Raw genomic sequence first — 21569 nt, forward strand, 5'->3', positions numbered from 1 at the left:
TTGGTCGGCTTTTCGACCAGTCTACTTTCAACTTTTCTCACCTTCCTATTGTACCATTTTTGCATGGTCAAACAAACTAACCGTTACGACAAGAAGAATGAATTGCATCAATCCATTATGACATTCCCATTACCTTCTCCTACTACTTAAAAAAATCTGCTTACACCTAAAGCATTATAGGGGAATGCAAATACTGGAATATGCCCAATATATAGGGTAGAAATCCATCGAATAGAAAACAAAAGAAATTATTAGTATGTCATTATGATTTTTTTAGTATAGCTTAATATGGAGTATTTTTTGTCTGAATAACTAGGTTCTACGTATTAAAAGCCGTTTCTCTGTCTTTTATGTCCTTTATTTCGTTGACAATTTGTATTGTATAGCATATATTATGTAACCGGTAACACATTTTGTTTAGGGGGCGAATAGATGGTTAACATTAAAGATGTAGCAAATGTTGCAAATCTTTCTGTGGCAACAGTATCACGCTACTTAAACCAAAATGGTTATGTCAGTAAAAAGTCATCAGAACGTATTGAACAGGCAATTCTTGAGCTGGATTATAAGCCAAGCAGTGTTGCACGTTCATTAAGTAAAAAACAATCCAATATTATTGGTCTCATTGTTCCGGATATAAAAAATCCATATTTCCCAGAACTGGCGCGTGCAGTGGAAGACATGGCATTGTCTTATGGTTATACTGTTGTTCTTTGCAATTCAGACGACCAGATGGAAAAAGAATTGTTATATATAGAGCGCCTATCACAAACGTATGTTGCCGGCTTAATAGTGGCAACAAGCTTGCTGGATCCTTCTGTTTATATGTCCATCAATACACCAATTGTTGCTCTTGACCGAATAATCGATGCAACAGTCCCAACTGTGGCTACCGATAACCAAAAAGGAGCCAGGATCGGGGCGGAGTACTTACTTACTCATGGAGCAGGAAATTTACTATGTATACGTGGTCCACAAGGTTTAAAAACCGCGGATGATCGCCTTACAGGATTTCTTGAAGCAATGAATAAACAAGGACTAGAGTCAATTGTAATAACAACATCATTTGATTTTAAAATTGCTGCTGAAGCGATAGAACAGATTTTAACAATAAATCCGCAGATTGATGGTATTTTCGCAAGCAGTGATACATTAGCCATTGCTGCACTTCATATCGCGCATAAGCTTGGTAAGCGCGTACCGGAAGAACTGCAAATTGTAGGCTTTGATGGTATTTCACTCGGTGAAATGGTATCACCCCCATTAACAACGGTCGGTCAAGATTTATACAAAATGGGTACTGCAGCCGCAACAATGTTAATTGAACAGATTGAAGGCAAAGAATTGATACAAACGGTATTAAATATAGATCCACAACTAATTGTGCGAGGGACGACAAGAAAGGAAGCTGCAAAATGATTACAGTAATAGGAAGCATCAATATGGATTTAGTCGTTCAAATGGATGTATTCCCTAAAAAAGGTGAAACTATTTTAGGAAGCTTATTTACAACGATTCCAGGCGGTAAAGGTGCGAATCAGGCAGTAGCTGCTGCACGCTTAGGCAGCCAAGTTAAAATGTTAGGTGCTGTCGGCACAGACAGCTTCGGTACGGAGCTGCGTGCGAATCTGAATGAAGAAAATATAGATACAAGCTTAGTGATAAATACAAATGGTGCTACAGGCATTGCAAATATTTTACTCCACGAATCAGACAATCGTATTGTCGTTGTACCAGGCGCAAACTCTAAAGTAACACCAGAAGAGATTGCTTCAGCAAAAACTGTTATTGAAAACAGTCAGTTAGTAGTAATGCAGCTTGAAATTCCAGTAGAAACGATTAAGTACAGCTTAAAGTTATGTAAAGAGCTTCAAGTACCGGTACTATTCAACCCTGCCCCGGCAGCAAACTTCGATATTGAGTGGATGCCGTATATTAAATACTTAACACCAAACGAAACTGAATGTGCCTTACTTTTCGGAGACAATGTTGTAGCAGCATTAGAAAAATACCCAAATCAGTTAATCGTAACATTAGGTGAAGATGGTGCATGCTACTTTGATGGAACAAAACATATTCATGTAAAAGGACATAAAACGACGGCTGTTGATACAACAGGTGCCGGTGATACATTTAACGGTGCATTTGCACATGCTATTACAAACGGTCAGTCGATTGAAGAAGCAGTATTCTTTGCGAATATAGCGGCGTCATTATCCGTTGAAAAATTTGGAGCCCAAGGTGGTATGCCAAAATTAGAGGAAGTAACTGCTCGAAAGGAAGGCGCAAAATGAAAAAACAAGGCATTTTAAATCGCGAATTAGCCGGTATATTTGCACGCTTAGGTCATACAGACAAAATTGTTATTGCCGATTGCGGCTTACCGATTCCGGACGGCGTTACATGTATCGATTTAGCATACAAACTTGGAGAACCAGGATTTATGACGGTTTTAGAAGTTGTTCTAGAAGATCTAGAAGTAGAACATAGTTACTTAGCAGAAGAAATAGTAACTGCAAACGAAACAATTCATTCTTCTTTATTGAAAATTGTGGAACCGGTTTCATATATATCACACGAACAATTCAAAAAGATGTCGAGTGAAGCAAAGGTCATTATTCGTACAGGTGAAATGACACCATACGCCAATATCATGCTACAAAGCGGCGTAATTTTCTAAGGTAGGTGACGGAACATGATTGAAATGAAGGGCATAAGAAAAGCATTCAATGGCAACGTCGTATTAAACAATGTTGAGTTCACCTTGTTAGACGGGGAAATCCATGCCTTAATGGGTGAAAATGGTGCCGGTAAATCAACGATGATGAAAATTTTGGCCGGTATCTACTCGCGTGACAATGGTGACGTGCTAGTTGACGGTCAGTCGTATACATTTACTTCAGCAAAAGACGCAGAAAACTTAGGCATTCACGTAATTCACCAAGAATTAAATATTCTGCCGCATTTATCTGTAGCAGAAAACCTGTTTTTAGGAAAAGAAAAAACAATCGGTCGTACGGGATTCCTTCGTACGCGCGAAATGAATAAAGAAGCAAAGGCACTGTTGGCAAAACTGGGTTTGCATATTGATGTACGTCAGCCTGCCGGTTCACTATCAGTCGGAAAACAACAGCTGATTGAAATTGCCAAAGCTATTAATTCAGAAGCAAAGTATATCGTAATGGATGAACCGACAGCTGCCCTTACAGATCGTGAAATTGAAACACTTTTTGAAACGATTAGAGAACTGAAAGCAAAAGGTATTTCGTTTGTTTATATTTCACATCGTATGGAAGAGATTTTTGCAATTTGTGATCGTATTACGATTTTACGTGATGGTGAGTATGTTGGTGTTCGTGAAATTCCAAAAACAACTTTTGATGAAATCGTTAAAATGATGGTCGGACGTGAGCTTGGTGAACGTTATCCAAGCCGTAATACAAAAATTGGGGACGTTGCTCTAGAAGTAAAAGGGTTAACATGTCCTGCGGTATGCAAAGATATTAACTTCCAGATTCGTAAAGGTGAAATCTTAGCATTTGCCGGTTTAATGGGTGCAGGCCGTACAGAAGTGGCACAGGCGATTTTCGGTAATCTTAAAAAGTCTAAAGGTGATATTTTCATTCACGGAGAAAAAGCGACGATTAAAAACCCGATTCAAGCAATGAAATACGGAATTGGATTTGTGACGGAAGACCGTAAAACAGAAGGTCTTGTACTGGATTTTTCAATTAAGGAAAATATGTTTTTAACAAATTTGAAAACGATTGCAAAAAGTGGCTTTATCCAACCACAACAAGAGCAATTGCATGCTGCGAAATATATTGAGCAGCTAAATATTCGCTGCAGTGATGCGACACAGGCTGTCGGCTCATTAAGCGGAGGTAATCAGCAAAAAGTAGTTATCGCAAAGTGGTTAAGTACAAAACCGGATATTTTAATTTTGGACGAACCTACTCGCGGTGTTGATATCGGTGCAAAAAAAGAAATTTACTCAATTATGAATCAGTTGGCCGAGGAAGGTGTAGCCATTTTAATGATTTCCTCAGAGCTAACGGAAGTGTTAGGTATGGCTGACCGTGTAATGATCATGCACGAAGGACGCCAAACAGCTATGTTAGACAATGTTGACTTAACACAAGAAACTATTATGCATTACGCAACAGGAGGAGAAGAAATTGTTAAAAACTAGCTCAAAAGAAATGTTAGGAAAGCTAGGTCCTCTTTTAGGATTATTTTTAATTGTAATTGTCATTACGATTTTAAATCCAAGCTTTATGACAACAGATAATATTTTAAATATTTTACGTCAAGTTTCGATTAGTGCGCTTATCGCATTTGGTATGACATTTGTTATTTTAACTGGCGGGATCGATTTATCGGTTGGATCGACATTGGCCCTTACAGGTGCCGTAGCTGCCACAATGCTCGCTTCAGGAATAGATCCTGTATTAACAATTCTGGCAGCCTTATTATTAGGTGCCGTTCTTGGTGCTGTAAATGGTGTCATTATTGCAAAAGGAAAAGTAGCACCATTCATCGCGACATTGGCAACAATGACAATTTATCGCGGATTAACATTAGTATATACAGATGGTCGCCCTGTTTCAGACTTAGGAAATGAAATTACATTTCAAATGTTGGGTAAAGGATATTTCTTCGGTATTCCAGTTCCAGTTTGTACAATGATTCTAGCTTTCATTGTGTTATATATAATTATGCATAAAACAACATTCGGTCGCCGTGTTTATGCAGTAGGCGGTAATGAAGCGGCTTCTAAATTATCAGGAATCAATGTGGATCGTATAAAAATTGCCGTGTACTCATTAACAGGTATGCTAGCAGCTTTATCTGCGCTGGTTTTAACATCTCGTCTAAACTCTGCACAGCCAACAGCAGGGACATCTTATGAATTGGATGCAATTGCAGCAGTTGTATTAGGTGGGACAAGTTTAACAGGCGGTAAGGGATGGATTTTCGGTACATTAGTAGGTGCCTTGATTATCGGTGTGTTGAATAACGGATTGAACTTAATCGGTGTTTCTTCATTCTTCCAGCAAGTAGTAAAAGGAATTGTTATTTTAATCGCGGTGTTAATTGACCGTAAAAAAACAGCGTAGAAGGAGGTCATTAGCGTGAAAAAACAATTAATATTATTAATGGCACTTTTGGCCACTGTGATACTGTCGGCTTGTTCGGTAAAACCAGGCTTCTCTTTGGAACCTTCTTTTGGAACATCGGCTACAACTACAGAAAGCAGTAATGATACATTGACAATCGGTTTATCTATTTCAACTTTAAACAACCCTTTCTTCGTAACGCTAAGTGAAAATGCAGAAGCAAAGGCAAAAGAGCTCGGTGTGAAAACAACGATTGTAGATGCGCAGGATAATGCATCCAAGCAAGCTTCCGATATTGAAGATTTAATCCAACAAAACGTTGATCTAATCATCATTAACCCGGTAGATTCTGTTGCTGTTGCAACTGCAGTTGAATCTGCTAATGCTTTAAATATCCCGGTCATCACGGTAGACCGTTCATCTGAAGGCGGCGAAGTCGTATCACATATCGCCTCTGATAATGTAGCTGGCGGAAAGCTGGCTGGAGACTATATTACAGAGTTGGTTGGTGAAGGTGCTAAAGTTGTTGAATTGGAAGGTGTCGCAGGATCATCTGCTGCGCGTGATCGTGGACAAGGATTCAATGAAGCTGTCACAGGTATATTAGACGTCGTTGCAAAGCAAACAGCGAACTTTAACCGTTCAGAAGGCTTAACAGTTATGGAGAACATTCTGCAGTCCAATCCGGATGTTACAGCCGTATTTGCACACAATGACGAAATGGCATTAGGTGCACAAGAAGCAATTTCGGCTTCAGGTAAGAAGATTGTAGTAGTCGGCTTTGATGCGACTGACGATGCGGTAGCTGCAGTAAAAGCAGGAAGTTTAGCTGCAACGGTTGCGCAAAAACCTGATGAGATTGGAAAAATCGCAATGGAAACAGCTATTGCTCATTTAAACGGTGAGACGGTTGAAGAAGTGATTCCAGTCAATCTTGAATTAATTACAAAATAATAATGCAATAGCCTGCAAATAGGCTACTGCACCTCTCAGGCTGTCACAAGTAATTTTGTGGCAGCCTTTGTTATGGAACTATAAAAACTTCTCATACAACAAAAAAAGTACAACAGAGGCGATTAAGCCTATGCTGTACTTTCAAGAAAAATTATTTTTCTTCAGCTACGAATGGTAGTAATGCCATAATACGTGAAACTTTGATTGCAGATGTAAGTTTACGTTGGTATTTAGCAGAAGTACCAGTTACGCGACGTGGTAAAATTTTACCGCGCTCAGAGATGAATTTCTTTAAAAGATCTACATCTTTGTAGTCGATGTGCGTAATGTTATTTGAAGTGAAGTAGCAAACTTTACGGCGTTTGCGGCCTCCGCGACGTGGTGCCATTATCGTGTTCCTCCTTTTAATTTTTAATTATAGATGTGAAGTTCTTAGAACGGTAAATCGTCTTCAGATACTTCAATCGGTCCTTTACTGTTTGCAAATGGATCTTCATCTACACGTGTATAGTTTTGCTGATTTTGAGCTGGCTGTTGATAAGAACCGTAAGAATCCTGAGATTGCGCGCCTCCAAATTGTTGGTTAGGCTGATTATAAGATGGCTGACCACCATAATTTTGCCCTCCACCGTATTGTTGGCTTGGTGCACCTTGTGATGCATTAGCTCCTCCACGTGGTTCTAAGAACTGCACTGAATCAGCAACGACATCTGTTGTATACACACGCTTTCCATCTTGTCCTTCAAAGCTACCTGTTTGAATACGACCTTCTACACCAATCAAACTCCCTTTTCTCATGAAGTTTGCTAAGTTTTCAGCTTGTTTTCTCCAGGCGATACAGCCTATGAAATCTGCTTCGCGTTCACCAGACTGGCTCGAAAATGTACGGTTTACGGCAATCGTAAAGCGTGCCATTGGAACTCCACTCGGTGTGTAACGAAGCTCTGGATCCTTTGTAAGTCTTCCGACTAATACGACACGGTTAATCATCAATGCACCCTCCTTTTTTCAGCATTTAAGTTTAAAAATTATTTGTCTTCTTCGCGTACTGCGATGTGACGGATGATGTCTTCGCTGATGTTAGCTAGACGAGTATATTCGTTGATAGCTTCAGTACCAGCGTTAACTTTCACGATTTGGTAGAAACCTTCGCGGAAGTCATTGATTTCGTAAGCTAAACGACGCTTACCCCAATCTTTTGCTTCTGTGATCTCTGCACCATTTGAAGTTAAGATTTCTTGGAAACGCTCTACTAAAGCTTTCTTCGCTTCTTCTTCAATGTTTGGGCGGATGATGTACATTAATTCGTACTTTCTCATTTGTGTTTGCACCTCCTTATGGACTTGGGCTCTCCTACTAAATAGGGAGCAAGGAGTAAGTAACTTCTATTACTCACATCAATGAATTGTATCATAGTTGTTATTTCTATGCAACTGGCTACATCTCTTATTATTAATGAAATAAATTTATTTCATATATAAATAAACGCTTTGTGAGGATAATTTCTACTCACAAAGCGTCTACTAATTATACGTTAAATAAGAACTCCAATACGTCGCCGTCTTGCACTACGTATTCTTTACCTTCAGCGCGCACTCGGCCCGCTTCTTTTGCAGCCGGCTTTGAACCGTACTCTACTAAATCCGTATATGCTACTGTTTCAGCACGGATAAAGCCGCGTTCAAAGTCAGAGTGAATAATACCGGCACATTGAGGTGCTTTCATACCTTTGCGGAATGTCCATGCACGAACTTCCTGCACACCAGCTGTAAAGTAAGTAGCTAAACCTAATAGGCTGTATGAAGCTTTAATCAATTGGTCTAAACCTGATTCAGCAATTCCTAATTCAGCTAAAAATTCTTTTTTCTCATCGTCTTCCAACTCAGAGATTTCTTCTTCAATTTTCGCACAAACAGTAATTACTTGAGCGCCTTCAGCTGCTGCGTATTCTTGTACCATTTTTACATACTTGTTTTCAGATGGATCCGCTACCTCATCCTCAGAAACGTTCGCAACATAAAGCATTGGTTTAATCGTTAATAAGTGTAAACCTTTGATGACTTTTTTCTCGTCATCTGAAAGGTCTGCAGCGCGGGCAGGTTTTTCAGCTTCTAATACTTCTTTTAGCTTTTGAAGAATTGGCTCTTCCACCATTGCTTCTTTATCTTTTTGCTTCGCCATTTTTGCTACACGTGCAATACGTTTATCCACTGATTCCATATCCGCTAAAATTAACTCTAAATTAATAACTTCAATGTCATCGATCGGGTTTACTGTACCCGAAACGTGCGTAATATTTTCATCTTCAAAACAACGAACAACTTGGCAAATTGCATCTACTTCACGAATGTGAGCAAGGAATTTGTTTCCTAAACCTTCACCAGTAGAAGCACCTTTTACGATACCTGCGATGTCTGTGAATTCAAAAGTTGTCGGAACTGTTTTCTTTGGTACTACTAATTCTGTTAATTTGTCTAAACGCTCATCCGGAACAGTTACGCTGCCAACGTTTGGTTCGATTGTTGCGAACGGATAGTTAGCCGCAAGAGCACCTGCTTTTGTAATTGCGTTGAATAAAGTGGATTTTCCTACGTTAGGTAAACCAACAATACCAGCTGTTAATGCCATATTGACACAACCTTTCTATGTTCAGTTCATTTAAATTTATTATTAATTCATTTATGGATTTTTCTGTCCATTAAATTTTACAACCTTGTCTATTATATTGATTGCGGGCATAAAAGTCTATTTTGCTTTTAAACTTCTTCTGCCTGGCGTAAAATTTTTTTCATTTTTTTCTCAAATTCGCGGCGTGGAATCATAACGCTATGTCCGCAACCCTCACATTTTATGCGAATATCGGCACCTAATCGAATTACTTTCCATTCGTTTGTGCCACAAGGATGTTGTTTTTTCATTTCCACAACGTCATTAAGACCGTACTGCTTTGCTTCCATCTATTATTCTCCTCCCTGATTTCGCTCATAAAACATCATTTTTGGTACAGCAAGAGGAATACCGTTGCGTGTTAAGATGTCGATTACATCTTTCCTAATAATTCGCGATATTGAATATTGCTGTAATGGTAATGTTTCTATTGTAATAGCAATTGTCGCTTCTGTGCTTGTCGTATTTGTGACACCTAAAAAGACAGGAGCAGAAACAAGTTCCTCATATTTTTGCGGTAACGTATCCAGATAGTTTTGTATAACCATTTGAACTTTTTCAATATTGACATCAAGCGGAATTTGCATATTAATAGTAGCTTTTGAGTTGTTGATAGAATAGTTGATAACGTCTACAATACTGCCGTTTGGAATAATAAATTGTTCTCCTGTTACTCCCTTTACTTTCGTTGTACGAAGGCCAATTTCCATTACAGTACCTTCAGCCGTATTTATTTTCACAAAATCCCCTACACCGAACTGATCCTCTAAAATAATGAAAAATCCTGTAATAACATCCTTCACTAAGTTTTGCGCACCAAATGCAATGGCCACAGAAGCAATACCTGCCCCTGCCAGTAACCCGGCAATTTGTATATTCATAGCCGATAAAATTCCCATAATGGCGGAGAAGTACACTAAATAGCTCAGTACGCTTTGCAGCAGCTTTACAATCGTAAGCTGTCGACGCTCATTATTTCTTACACGAAGCATAAACACTCGATGAATGATCTTCTTGCCAATAAAAACGACAAGATATGAAATAACGATGATTGCCAGAATTTTTGCGCTGGCTGCCAGAATCTTTACCAAAAATTCAGTACTTGTGACGTATTCCCAAAGTTTTGTCGTATAGTCTGCGAGCCCTTTAATATCCGTTTCAGCAAATTCCTCTAAATCTAATTTCAAATCTTTTTCCAAATTTACCACCTCTTGTATAACAAACTTTAAAATTGAATATACTGCATAAATATATCGTATTTTAGCTTATATCTCGAGTAATCTACTTAAATCAAAAAATTAAAGGAGTGATAATATGACACAAGCCTGTCCTCAAAATTATAGCGTCCATTACGAGCAGACGAGCGCGGTTTGGGAGCTGAGCGAAATCTTTTTAAAAACGATTCCGTTTGACCATGAAGAACTTATTTTTTGCTGTATCGGTACAGACCGATCTACAGGTGATGCACTAGGTCCAATTATCGGCAGCCAGCTGCACCAAACTTTTTCATTTCCGTTTCCGGTCGTTGGAACATTGCAGGCACCGCTTCATGCGCTTAATATAGTAGAGCGTTACGAACAGCTTATTAATGAAAAAGAACAACCTTTTATTATTGCAATTGATGCATGTTTAGGTGAATCAAATGCGATTGGTTCTATTCTAATCCAACAGGGTCCTCTTTATCCCGGAAAAGCCGTGAAAAAAGAGTTGCCCCCTATCGGTAACATATCAGTTAAAGGAATTGTTAACGTAGGAGGCTTTATGGAAGCTAAAGTATTACAAAATACGAGACTGCATGTTACGTATTCTATGAGTGATAAAATTGTTCGTGCACTTGTTTTAGCATGGCAGCGCCATTTACTGAAACGGAAAAATAATCGCCACGAGTATCCCGACCATCAAAATCGCTGGCAGCAGATTGGCTATACGGATTTTCGTTAATCCGGCAATATTCAAACCGATTGCCATAATCATAATACCGCCTGTTGCCGTCATTTCTGTGATGAATAGGTCCAGTGCTTCACTAGGAATATATGTACTAATAACGCCTGCAAATAAAGCAATCGAGCCTTGATATAAAAGTACAGGAACCGCCGATAGTAAGACACCTATTCCTAAAGTTGAACTTAATATAATCGACATAAATCCATCGATAATCCCTTTAGTGATGAGGATATTGTGATCATTGCGCAAGCCACTATCAAGAGCACCGAGAATCCCCATTGAGCCAATAACAAAAATGAGCGTTGCAGTAACAAAACCCTCTGCAATCGTTCCTTTTTGTGCGCGCTTTCCAAAAAGGGATTCAATCCATTGACCGAGGCGATTAAACTTCCCTTCAAGGTCGAGCCATTCACCGATGACCGCACCAATGATTAGACTGACTATAAGGAGAATAAAATTCGTACTCTCCAATCCCATTTGAATTCCTAATAGCGCAACAACTAAACCGATAATGGATAACACTGTCTGCTGCATGGATTCCGGAATATTCTTAAAGATACGGCCGACCATTGCACCGATAATAATAAATAATGCATTTAACAGAGAACCTAGTAATACCATGAAATTTCCTCTTTCTATTTGCTGTCTAACAAATTCAATTTATGTATTATACTTTTTATATTATAACTGTTCATAAAAAAAGTGCTGAAACTTTCCGCTCAGCACTTTTTATTGTTGTTCCATATTTAATATTTCCAAAATGCGATGCAAATCATCATCTGAATAAAACTCAATTTCAATTTTACCTTTGTTCTTAGCTTTTTTGATTTGTACTTGTGTTCCAAAGTAATCACGTAATTGAGACTCTGTTGCCTGTGTATGAATATCCTTTTTGGTCGGCTTTGTTTCACGTGAAACGGCCTCATTTAAATCTTGAATATACTTTTCCAATTGGCGAACATTAAGATGGTCCTTTATTACTTTATGTGCCACTTCAGGTATACGTCTTTTATTTTTTAATCCAAGCAATGCACGGCCATGCCCCATTGTCAGTTTTCCTGCGTTGACAAGGTCTCGAATGTCTTCCGGCAATTGCAACAGACGGATTAAGTTAGCAATATGCGGACGGCTTTTTCCTAATCGTTTCGCTAAATCATCTTGTGTAAAATTCAGTTTCACAATTAAACTGTTGTATGCTTCCGCCTCTTCAATTGGAGTTAAATCTTCACGTTGCAAGTTTTCCAAAATGGCAACTTCCATCATTTGCTGTTCATTAAAGTCTTTTACAATGACAGGTACTTCAGTTAAACCTGCACTGACAGCTGCACGATAACGGCGTTCTCCTGCTACAATTTCATATTTTCTAGCATTTTTACGTACGACAATCGGTTGAATAATACCATGTTCAATAATAGAGCTAGCTAATTCTTCAATTGCAGTTTCATCAAAGATTTTACGTGGCTGAAATGGATTTGCTAAAATTTTTCCTACTGCAATTTGCTGTACCTGGTCTTCCTTATGTACGGCTTCTTCACGAAAAAGTGCATCAATTCCTTTACCTAAACCTTTAACCATTTTTAATCACTTCCCTTGCAAACTCTAAGTAAATTTCTGCTCCGCGTGATTTTGAATCATATAAAATTACCGGTTTACCATGGCTCGGTGCCTCACTTAACCGCACATTACGCGGAATTATCGAACGATATACTTTATCCTGGAAATAGCGTTTTACTTCATCAATTACTTGAAGCCCTAAATTCGTACGGGCATCCAGCATTGTGAGCAACACGCCATCAATCATTAACTCCTTGTTCAAATGTTTTTGGACAAGTCGGACTGTCGAAAGCAACTGACTCAACCCCTCTAATGCGTAATATTCACATTGGACCGGGATGATCAGTGCATCGGAGGCAGTCAGCGCATTAATTGTTAATAAGCCAAGTGATGGCGGACAATCAATAATAATGAAATCAAAATTATTTTTTATCTCCTGCAATGACTTTTTCAGTCGAACTTCACGAGAAATTGTGGACACAAGCTCAATTTCAGCACCTGCCAATGATATTGTAGCAGGGACAATATATAAATTTTCTACATCCGTTTGTTGAATGACGCCTTTAATATCTTCATCATTAATCAAAACGTCGTATACACAGCTTTCTAAATCACCTTTTCGAACACCTAATCCGCTTGAAGCGTTTCCTTGTGGGTCGATATCGATTATTAATACTTTCTTTCCTAAAAAAGCTAAACATGCACTTAAGTTAACAGAGGTTGTCGTTTTTCCAACGCCACCTTTTTGATTGGCTATCGCAATAATACGTCCCAATATCCGCACCTGCTTTCATCACTTCAATTTAGGTATATTTTTAAAGTCTAAAAATCTCGGATGACTAAATCTTCCTTTAATAATACTATTTCTATTATCTTAACAAAAAATGTTAGAAAACGATGCTATGAAACTAAATTTATTTTAAAAAAACTTGCTGATCCTACTAATCTATTAAAAAAACTGCCTAGAAAGTCATTATCTTTCGGGCAGTTCAATAATTTATTTTCTCTTCGGAATTTTTACAGTGATTTGGTAGTAATCGTCTGTATCCTCTTCCTCCGTTTTCACATTAATTCCACTTTTCGTCACCATCGATAACGACTGCTTGATCGTATTAAGGGCAATACGCACATCTTTGCTTATCGCTTTTCTGCTTGGTTTACGTTTTTTTATCTCTGGCTCATCGGGATTTAGAATTTTTTGAATTTGCTCTTCAAGTTGTCTAACATTCCAATCAAACTCTTTTGTCGCTGCAATGAGCTGCATTTGTAATTGCTCATCTTTGACTACAATTAAAGCCCGGGCATGACGTTCCGAAATTTCACGATTTAAAATAGCATCCTGAACAAATTGAGGCAACTTTAATAAACGCAATTTATTAGCAACTGTTGATTGTCCTTTACCAAGACGTTGTGCAAGTGCTTCTTGTGTAAGCTGATGCAATCCTAATAATTGTTGATAAGCAAGCGCTTCTTCAATTGCTGTTAATTCCTCACGTTGAAGGTTTTCAATCAGGGCAATAGACGCCGTTTCTCGATCATTTAAATTGCGTACAATAGCAGGCACTTCTGTCCATTGTAGGGATTTCATCGCTCGATAACGTCGCTCACCGGCAATTATTTCATATTTATCTGCGTCATTATTTATTGGACGAATCACAATTGGTTGAATGACGCCATGTGTATGAATAGTTCTTGCTAATTCTTCAATCTTCTCATCATCAAAAACTGTACGTGGCTGATAACGGTTCGGAATGATTTTGTCTATTGGAATTTTAACTACTTCTTCTGAAGCCATCGAGATATTCTCTATTACTTCTACTTCACTTTTTACTTCAGGCTCTTTGCTCCCGCCTCCGAAAAAACGTGAAAAAGTACTTTTCATCCGTGTGGCACCACCTTTAGGAAACTGTCTACCTCATATACAATATTATTTCTGATTCATTCAAAAATGTACAGTGTTCAATGAATAGTAATTTACGAGAAAGAAAGATTTTGCCTAAAAAAGGACAAAATAATGTCTTTACCCATTTGTATTTCAAAATAAACTTATATTTTTCTATCCACTAAAAAAACATAAATATAAATATATATGCAGCAAAAGACGGATATATTTCAAATTTGGTTAATTTTTTTATTTAATTGGTGTTTTATTAGGAACACCTGGTTTACGTGGGTATTTTTTTGGTGTTGATTTTACTTTATCAAATACATAAAGTGAACGTTCGCTTTCCTCTACCGGTAAATGGAATGCAAACTCCTCTATTAATTTTCCGCCTAATGTAGAGATGGCCTTTGTCGCATCTTTTAATTCTTCTGCACCTGCTGCAGCTTTTAATGCAACAAAATAACCGCCTTCTTTTGCTAATGGAATACATAGCTCTGATAATACAGAAAGACGTGCTACCGCGCGGGCTGTGACAACATCAAATTTCTCGCGATATACTGCATTTTGACCAAATTCTTCAGCACGGGCATGAACAAATGTCATATGTTCCAAGTTTAACTCATTTGTTAAATGATTTAAAAATGTAATTCGTTTATTAAGTGAATCGACAATCGTAATTTGTAAATGCGGGAAGCAAATTTTAATCGGGATACTTGGGAAGCCTGCACCTGCACCAACATCGCATACCGTTGTCACTTTTGTAAAATCAAAATAAAAAGACGCACTGATTGAATCATAGAAATGCTTTAAATAAACGCCTTCCAAATCCGTAATTGCCGTTAAGTTCATTTTTTCATTCCACTCAACTAAAAGCTCAAAATATTTTTTAAACTGCACAATCTGGTGTTCTGAAAGCTCAATACCCTTTTCCTTCAATGCTTCGATAAACTGCTTTTCGTTCATAAAATGACTCCTCCATATTAAAGAATGAGCGCCTTTTTTGGATAAAGACGCTCACATCATTCAGTTCGTAGTTACTTTTGCAATTTTACCTTGCTCAATATAGACAAGTAAAATTGAAACGTCTGCAGGGTTTACACCTGAAATACGCGATGCTTGAGCAATTGAAAGCGGCTGAACACTCTTAAGCTTCATGCGTGCTTCTGTCGCCAAGCTTGGAATAGCCTCATAATCGATATTTTCAGGGATTTTCTTATCCTCTAGCTTCTTCATTTTCTCTACTTGCTGAAGTGCTTTTTGAATATACCCTTCATATTTTAATTGAATTTCAATCTGCTCTTTCACATCACCTGGAAGTTCCACTTCTGATGGAGTTAGGGAAGCAACTAAATCATACGTCATTTCAGTACGTTTTAAAAGGTCTGCTCCGCGGATACCATCTTTTAGCTCCGCGCCGCCAGCATTGCGGATGACTTCTTGTGTCGTCGCATTCGGCTTAATAATAATTTCACGCAGACGAGCGATTTCCTGTTCAATCTGTGCTTTTTTCCCTTGGAACTCCGCATAACGGTCTTCCGTTATCATCCCTGCTTTATAACCGATTTCCGTTAAACGTAAATCTGCATTGTCATGACGTAATAGAAGACGGTACTCTGCACGAGAAGTTAATAAACGGTAAGGTTCATTCGTACCTTTTGTAACTAGGTCGTCTATTAATACACCGATATAGGCATCTGAACGGTCTAAAATAATTTCTTCACGGCCTAAAACTTTTGCTGCGGCATTCATTCCGGCCATTAAGCCTTGCCCTGCTGCTTCTTCATAGCCTGAAGTACCATTAATTTGACCTGCTGTATAAAGACCTTGGATTTTTTTCGTTTCTAATGTTGGCCATAATTGTGTAGGAATAACTGAATCGTACTCAATCGCATAGCCCGCACGCATCATTTCGGCATTTTCCAAACCAGGGATCGATGCGATTAATTTCTTTTGAACATGCTCCGGTAAGCTTGTTGATAAACCTTGGACATATACTTCACGTGTATTGCGTCCTTCAGGCTCAAGGAAAATCTGGTGACGCGGTTTATCGTTAAAGCGCGTTACTTTATCTTCAATTGATGGGCAGTAACGTGGACCTGTCCCTTTAATCATCCCTGAAAACATTGGAGACAAATGCAGGTTTTCCTCAATTGTACGATGTGTTTCTTCTGTTGTATAAGTTAACCAGCAAGGAAGCTGATCCATAATATATTCTGTTGTTTCAAAACTGAATGCACGGGGTACATCATCACCAGGTTGAATTTCCGTTTTTGAATAATCAATTGTACGGTTGTTTACACGTGGTGGTGTCCCTGTTTTAAAACGAATTAAGTCAAACCCTAATTCTTTTAAGTTATCCGCTAATTTAATCGATGGCTGCTGGTTGTTTGGACCCGAAGAATATTTCAGATTTCCTAAAATAATTTCCCCACGTAAAAACGTACCTGTTGTAATAATAACAGCTGGTGCACGGTAAATTGCTCCAACTTGTGTAATGACACCTTTTACTGCGCCATCCTCTACAATTAGTTCATCGACCATTGCCTGATGAATTTGAAGGTTTTCTTCTTCTTCCAAAACCCGTTTCATCTCATGCTGATATTGGAATTTATCTGCTTGTGCACGTAAAGCGCGTACTGCTGGACCTTTCCCTGTATTTAACATGCGCATTTGAATATGTGTTTTATCGATAATGCGTCCCATTAAACCGCCAAGTGCATCAATTTCACGAACAACGATTCCTTTTGCTGGTCCGCCGACTGAAGGATTACATGGCATAAACGCAATCATATCTAAGTTAATTGTAAGCATGAGCGTTTTAGCACCCATTTTCGCAGCTGCATATGCAGATTCCACACCTGCATGTCCTGCACCAACAACGATTACGTCAAAATTACCTGCTTCGTATTGTATTGACATGTTGTTCTTCCTCTCTTTTATTCCGATTTATTTCCCTAAACAGAACTGCGAGAATAGCTGATTAATTAAGCTTTCCTGTACAGTGTCTCCAATAATTTCACCAAGAATCTCCCATGTACGTGTCACATCGATTTGAATCATATCGACAGGTACACCTGATTCAGCTGCAGCAAGCGCATCTTCGATTACTTGTTGAGCTTGATGCAATAACGCAATATGTCGCGCATTTGATACATATGTTAAATCATTCGCTTCCACTTGCCCTTCAAAGAACAATGCTGCAATCGCTTCTTCCAGCTCAATTACACCTTCTTCTTTCAATAACGAAGTCGTTACGACACGATGTTTTCCAGCCAATTCATGAACACGGTTTAAATCGATTTTCCGTTCGATATCTGTCTTGTTGACAACGACAATATAATCCATCGCCTGAATCGTTTCAAAAAGGCGTTCATCTTCTTCTGTAAGCTCTTCTCCGTAATTTAATACAAGCAATATTAAATCAGCATCTTTTAATGCCTCTCTCGAACGCTCAACACCAATTCGTTCAACAATATCTTCTGTTTCCCGAATACCTGCTGTATCAACTAAACGTAAAGGAACTCCGCGTACGTTTACGTATTCTTCAATAATATCACGAGTTGTGCCTGCAATGTCGGTTACAATCGCTTTATTTTCTTGAACTAAACTATTTAAAAGAGATGATTTACCCACGTTGGGACGTCCTAAAATAACAGTAGATAAACCTTCACGTAAAATTTTGCCTTGAGATGATGTTTGAAGTAATTTAATAATTTCCTCTCGTACCCAACCGCATTTTTCAAGAAGTACAGGAATCGTCATTTCTTCTACATCGTCATATTCCGGATAATCAATGTTTACTTCCACTTGTGCCAACGTCTCTAATAATGCCTGGCGTAAAGATGTAATAAGACGAGAAAGCTTTCCATCCATCTGGCCGAGCGCAACATTCATTGCACGATCGGTTTTCGCACGAATTAAATCCATTACCGCTTCTGCCTGTGACAAGTCGATACGGCCATTTAAAAATGCACGTTTCGTAAATTCCCCAGGCTCTGCTAAACGTGCACCGTAGCGTAATACAAGCTGCAGTACTCGGTTAACAGATACAATACCGCCATGACAATTGATCTCGACAACATCTTCACGCGTAAATGTTTTAGGTCCGCGCATTAAGCTCAACATAACTTCCTCTACCACTTCATCGGTTTTCGGGTCGATCAAATGTCCGTAATGGATCGTATGTGTCGCAACTTCCGCCAGACGCTTATGATTTGGTGATTTAAATATTTTATCTGCAATCGCTACCGCCTCATCGCCGCTCAGACGAACAATCGCAATAGCTCCTTCTCCCATCGGAGTGGAAATCGCAGCAATCGTATCGAATTCCATTTATATCCTCCTATTTCAGTGTTATCCACATGTGGATAAATCACATCCGTGCTATACTAACTAACAATTTAGACTAACATATTTTTATTAAAATCTAAAGTAATGTAGATTTGATTCCATCTTTCATTAAAAAAACGACCTATCCAAAAGAATAGGTCGAAATCTGTCTGTATTTTATTTTACTGGCTCAATGACTAAATATCGATTTGGTTCGACACCTTCTGAGTGCGTTTCGATATCTATTCGATTTGCCAAAGCATTATGGATAATTTTTCGTTCATAAGATGCCATTGGTTCAAATGATACGGGTTTTCGTGTACGAATAGCCTTGTCCGCCATGCGTAATGCCAGCTGTTCAAGTGCTGCTTGACGTCGCTCACGATAATCTTCCACATCCATTTGTAAAATCATAAACGATTTGGCTGTTTTATTAAGAATGAGCTGAGTTAAATGTTGAAGCGCATTTAATGTAAGGCCACGCTTTCCAATTAATAACGCTGCTTTCTCGCTCGATAACTTAAATGAAACATGTTTACCATCTGTTTCATGGTCAATTGTTAAATCTGTAATTCCCATTCCTAGAGCAATATTCGTTAAATACTGTTTTGACTCTTCAATGGGGTCCACTTGTTGTTGTTCATGGTGAATTGGTTGATCTTCATTTGCTGAAACCGGCTCATTCTCGATTGTTTCCTCGACAATTGTCAGTTCTTCCACATCAGATGCAGAATCTGAAGTCGTCTCTTGATCCACTTGCTGCTGAACAATTTCCTTTACTGTGACACGAACTTCAGCATTTCGTGCCCCAAAACCTAAAAATCCTTTTTTACCCTCTTGTAAAACTTCCACATCAACTTGTTCACGAGTATGGCCAAGCTTTTGTAACGCTAATGAGATCGCTTCTTCTACTGTTGCGCCTATTTGCGTAGTTTGTTTCACTTATTTCGCTCCTTTAGCATCGGTAGCATCCGGTTTATTTTTATTCCAAGGTTTGTAAATAACAAGGTTTTGTAATACAGATACAAAGTTTCCGACTACCCAATACAATGATAATGCGGCAGGTAAAATAATACCGAAACCAACAATCATTAATGGCATGATGTACATCATAATTTTCATTTGCGGGTTATCTACTGCTGGTCCAGTCATTAATACAACATACTGAATAAGACCTGCGATAACAGCAAATACAATACTTGGCTCCGCTAATGGAACCGATAAAAACGTCCCTAATTCAAAGGCATCCGGTGTTGCATTCATACGGCTAATCGCATGATAGAAACCGATTAAGATCGGCATTTGGATAAGGATCGGTAAACATCCAGCTAACGGGTTAACACCAGAAGTCTGCATTAACTGCATCATTTCCTGCTGGTATTTTTGCTGAGTTGCCGCGTCTTTTGAGCTGTATTTTGCTTGCAGCTCTTTTAACTTCGGTTGCATTTCCTGCATTTTCTTAGAACTTTTTACTTGTTTAATAGTTAAAGGCAGAATGATTAGACGAATAATAACAGTTACGATAATAATTGCAAATGCATAATTCGCAGCACTACCTTCGAACATATCAGCAAAAAGCTTGATAAATGATACTAATGGCCAAACAATATATTCATTCCAAAAGCCATCACTTTCAGATGAAATTGGTTGGTCAAATTCTGTACAGCCTGATAGCAGTAATACTACTGAAACAAGTGACAGCATTATCCATAGATTTTTCTTCAACCTTCTTCCCCCTAAAGCAAATCTATTCAATTTTTATGACAATATTTTACCATTACGGACGTTCGTACACTACTAATTGTTCTGTAAATTCAAATTTTAGAGCATTGAATGAGTAACAATTAAATGTGGAACTATCCTTTATATACTCTTGCAACCTTTAAAACATGCTGCAAGCTTTTTTTGGTTTCGTGAAAATCCAGTGTGGCCGCCTGCGTTCTGGCGATAATAACATAATCCATATCTTGTTTTACTTCATCTTTTAATTCCAGAAAAGCTTGGCGAATATAGCGCTTCACTTGAACCCGAGTGACCGCATTTCCTACTTTTTTGCTCACTGATAAGCCAATACGAAACGCCTGTTGTTCTTCCTTTTTCAAGCAATATACAACAAATTGGCGATTCGCAAAAGACTTACCTTTTTTAAACACCTTTTGAAAATCTTCATTTTTCTTTATACGTTGGCGTTTATTCATGATCCATTCACCTGCTCCATCTAATCATTGGTACTTTTTTTGCTCATTCAACAACGATAAAAGAAAAAAAAGACCACTGATGTGGCTCAGTGGACTTATGCTGATAATACTTTTCTTCCTTTTTTACGACGGCGAGCTAATACGTTACGGCCGTTTTTAGTGCTCATACGAGCGCGGAAACCGTGAACTTTAGAGTGCTTACGTTTTTTAGGTTGGTACGTGCGTTTCATTTATATACACCTCCTGAATTCGAGCGTTACTATATCTATCTCTACATACAGACCATGATATTATATAAAGAATAAAACCTATTTGTCAATGCTTCAATTTTATTTTTCTCTTTTTCCTTATAAACCTCATATAATCCCCTTGCTGATAAACACTGCCACTTATCCACAATTTATAAAATTAATTTAAGTTTATGCTGTGAATAGTATTTTTGCCTTTAAAAATTATCCACAACGTTTATCTACAGGTTTTTCACATATAACAAACCTGTGGACAACTGTTATGTATATAACATATGATTATGTGGATAAGATCGTTTAAGTATTGAAATACCTAACTTTATTTGATACGATAACTGTGTTTTACTTTGTGGAATTCTTTTCTGGGAAATATATTATCCACAATTGTTGATAATCTGTGGACAAAGATTTCCCCTACTCTAGAACAACCTTTATCCACAACTTGTGGTTATGTGTATGAACTCCTTTTTAATTATAAAATATATATTTTATAGCTCTGTTTCCTATTAACCATCTAACAGAGCCTTTCTTTTTTCGTAAGCAAGAAAGTTTGCATTTGTAAGGAAATTCACATAAAAAAGAGACTCTCAACTAATCTTTGTTAGTATGAGCTTTGTCATTTAAATATACGAATCGAATGTGAAATGAATTAATGAAAGGAAGAAAGAGC

At 38.2% G+C, this 21569-nt stretch carries 24 protein-coding genes; 7 read left to right on the forward strand and 17 right to left on the reverse strand.

The window, feature by feature from the left end; all coding sequences use genetic code 11:
• Positions 1-432: 432 nt before the first annotated feature.
• Genes AC0VXV_RS20070 through rbsB form a run of 6 tightly spaced genes read left to right on the forward strand, consistent with a single transcriptional unit; the run spans position 433 to position 6074 of the window.
• The gene (locus AC0VXV_RS20070; RefSeq protein WP_475529820.1) at positions 433-1419 is read left to right on the forward strand and encodes a LacI family DNA-binding transcriptional regulator; all 987 of its coding nucleotides are present in this window, start codon (positions 433-435) and stop codon (positions 1417-1419) included.
• On the forward strand, positions 1416-2294 hold the full coding sequence (gene rbsK / locus AC0VXV_RS20075) for a ribokinase (RefSeq protein ID WP_475529821.1): 879 nt from the start codon (positions 1416-1418) through the stop codon (positions 2292-2294). The genes AC0VXV_RS20070 and rbsK overlap by 4 nt, the downstream gene beginning before the upstream one ends.
• Positions 2291-2680, forward strand: a complete 390-nt coding sequence (rbsD, locus tag AC0VXV_RS20080) for a D-ribose pyranase (RefSeq protein WP_475529822.1) — start codon at positions 2291-2293, stop codon at positions 2678-2680. Before rbsK ends, rbsD begins: the two co-directional genes overlap by 4 nt.
• A 15-nt stretch (positions 2681-2695) precedes the next feature.
• Positions 2696-4192, forward strand: coding sequence for a sugar ABC transporter ATP-binding protein (locus tag AC0VXV_RS20085; RefSeq protein ID WP_475529823.1), 1497 nt, complete (start codon positions 2696-2698; stop codon positions 4190-4192).
• Positions 4179-5120, forward strand: a complete 942-nt coding sequence (gene rbsC / locus AC0VXV_RS20090; protein WP_475529824.1) for a ribose ABC transporter permease — start codon at positions 4179-4181, stop codon at positions 5118-5120. The genes AC0VXV_RS20085 and rbsC overlap by 14 nt, the downstream gene beginning before the upstream one ends.
• A gap of 15 nt (positions 5121-5135) precedes the next feature.
• A complete protein-coding gene (rbsB, locus tag AC0VXV_RS20095; RefSeq protein ID WP_475529825.1) occupies positions 5136-6074 on the forward strand; it encodes a ribose ABC transporter substrate-binding protein RbsB in 939 nt (312 codons plus the stop codon).
• A 151-nt stretch (positions 6075-6225) separates the two neighbouring features.
• On the opposite strand, the gene rpsR is transcribed toward rbsB, so the two are convergent.
• From rpsR to AC0VXV_RS20125, 6 genes are all read right to left on the reverse strand, one after another.
• Positions 6226-6465, reverse strand: coding sequence for a 30S ribosomal protein S18 (gene rpsR / locus AC0VXV_RS20100; protein WP_172954456.1), 240 nt, complete (start codon positions 6463-6465; stop codon positions 6226-6228).
• 41 nt (positions 6466-6506) lie between these two features.
• On the reverse strand, positions 6507-7064 hold the full coding sequence (ssb, locus tag AC0VXV_RS20105) for a single-stranded DNA-binding protein (protein WP_008408356.1): 558 nt from the start codon (positions 7062-7064) through the stop codon (positions 6507-6509).
• A gap of 38 nt (positions 7065-7102) precedes the next feature.
• Positions 7103-7393 (reverse strand): 30S ribosomal protein S6, encoded by a 291-nt coding sequence (gene rpsF, locus AC0VXV_RS20110; RefSeq protein ID WP_008408357.1) that lies wholly within the window; start codon positions 7391-7393, stop codon positions 7103-7105.
• Between the two features lie 208 nt (positions 7394-7601).
• Complete coding sequence (ychF, locus tag AC0VXV_RS20115; RefSeq protein ID WP_350478716.1) at positions 7602-8702, reverse strand: redox-regulated ATPase YchF; 1101 nt, start codon at positions 8700-8702, stop codon at positions 7602-7604.
• Positions 8703-8830: 128 nt separating this feature from the next.
• Complete coding sequence (locus tag AC0VXV_RS20120) at positions 8831-9031, reverse strand: DUF951 domain-containing protein (protein ID WP_079523585.1); 201 nt, start codon at positions 9029-9031, stop codon at positions 8831-8833.
• A 3-nt stretch (positions 9032-9034) separates the two neighbouring features.
• A complete protein-coding gene (locus tag AC0VXV_RS20125) occupies positions 9035-9940 on the reverse strand; it encodes a mechanosensitive ion channel family protein (protein WP_475529826.1) in 906 nt (301 codons plus the stop codon).
• A gap of 115 nt (positions 9941-10055) precedes the next feature.
• On the opposite strand from AC0VXV_RS20125, the gene yyaC reads away from it, so the two are divergent.
• Complete coding sequence (yyaC, locus tag AC0VXV_RS20130; protein WP_475529827.1) at positions 10056-10682, forward strand: spore protease YyaC; 627 nt, start codon at positions 10056-10058, stop codon at positions 10680-10682.
• On the opposite strand, the gene AC0VXV_RS20135 is transcribed toward yyaC, so the two are convergent.
• From AC0VXV_RS20135 to rpmH, 11 genes are all read right to left on the reverse strand, one after another.
• Positions 10599-11306, reverse strand: a complete 708-nt coding sequence (locus AC0VXV_RS20135; RefSeq protein WP_475529828.1) for a DUF554 domain-containing protein — start codon at positions 11304-11306, stop codon at positions 10599-10601. The genes yyaC and AC0VXV_RS20135 overlap by 84 nt on opposite strands.
• 108 nt (positions 11307-11414) lie before the next feature.
• Positions 11415-12260: a ParB/RepB/Spo0J family partition protein gene (locus AC0VXV_RS20140; protein ID WP_475529829.1), complete on the reverse strand. Its 846-nt coding sequence runs from the start codon at positions 12258-12260 to the stop codon at positions 11415-11417.
• Positions 12253-13014 carry a ParA family protein gene (locus AC0VXV_RS20145; protein WP_079523590.1) on the reverse strand — a complete coding sequence of 254 codons (762 nt, stop codon included), beginning with the start codon at positions 13012-13014 and terminating at the stop codon, positions 12253-12255. The genes AC0VXV_RS20140 and AC0VXV_RS20145 overlap by 8 nt, the downstream gene beginning before the upstream one ends.
• A 222-nt stretch (positions 13015-13236) precedes the next feature.
• Entirely contained in the window at positions 13237-14121 is an 885-nt protein-coding gene (gene noc, locus AC0VXV_RS20150; protein ID WP_475529830.1) for a nucleoid occlusion protein, read from the reverse strand.
• Between the two features lie 249 nt (positions 14122-14370).
• Positions 14371-15087: a 16S rRNA (guanine(527)-N(7))-methyltransferase RsmG gene (gene rsmG / locus AC0VXV_RS20155; RefSeq protein ID WP_475529831.1), complete on the reverse strand. Its 717-nt coding sequence runs from the start codon at positions 15085-15087 to the stop codon at positions 14371-14373.
• 60 nt (positions 15088-15147) lie between these two features.
• A complete protein-coding gene (gene mnmG, locus AC0VXV_RS20160) occupies positions 15148-17037 on the reverse strand; it encodes a tRNA uridine-5-carboxymethylaminomethyl(34) synthesis enzyme MnmG (protein ID WP_475531506.1) in 1890 nt (629 codons plus the stop codon).
• A 33-nt stretch (positions 17038-17070) separates the two neighbouring features.
• A complete protein-coding gene (gene mnmE / locus AC0VXV_RS20165; protein WP_475529832.1) occupies positions 17071-18456 on the reverse strand; it encodes a tRNA uridine-5-carboxymethylaminomethyl(34) synthesis GTPase MnmE in 1386 nt (461 codons plus the stop codon).
• A 174-nt stretch (positions 18457-18630) separates the two neighbouring features.
• Positions 18631-19395 carry an RNA-binding cell elongation regulator Jag/EloR gene (gene jag, locus AC0VXV_RS20170; protein ID WP_475529833.1) on the reverse strand — a complete coding sequence of 255 codons (765 nt, stop codon included), beginning with the start codon at positions 19393-19395 and terminating at the stop codon, positions 18631-18633.
• The gene (yidC, locus tag AC0VXV_RS20175; protein ID WP_475529834.1) at positions 19396-20178 is read right to left on the reverse strand and encodes a membrane protein insertase YidC; all 783 of its coding nucleotides are present in this window, start codon (positions 20176-20178) and stop codon (positions 19396-19398) included.
• Between the two features lie 131 nt (positions 20179-20309).
• Positions 20310-20651, reverse strand: a complete 342-nt coding sequence (gene rnpA, locus AC0VXV_RS20180) for a ribonuclease P protein component (RefSeq protein WP_008408387.1) — start codon at positions 20649-20651, stop codon at positions 20310-20312.
• A gap of 95 nt (positions 20652-20746) precedes the next feature.
• Positions 20747-20881 (reverse strand): 50S ribosomal protein L34, encoded by a 135-nt coding sequence (rpmH, locus tag AC0VXV_RS20185; protein WP_008408389.1) that lies wholly within the window; start codon positions 20879-20881, stop codon positions 20747-20749.
• Positions 20882-21569 lie beyond the last annotated feature (688 nt).

It is taken from the genome of Solibacillus sp. iso_87 (genome assembly GCF_056173085.1).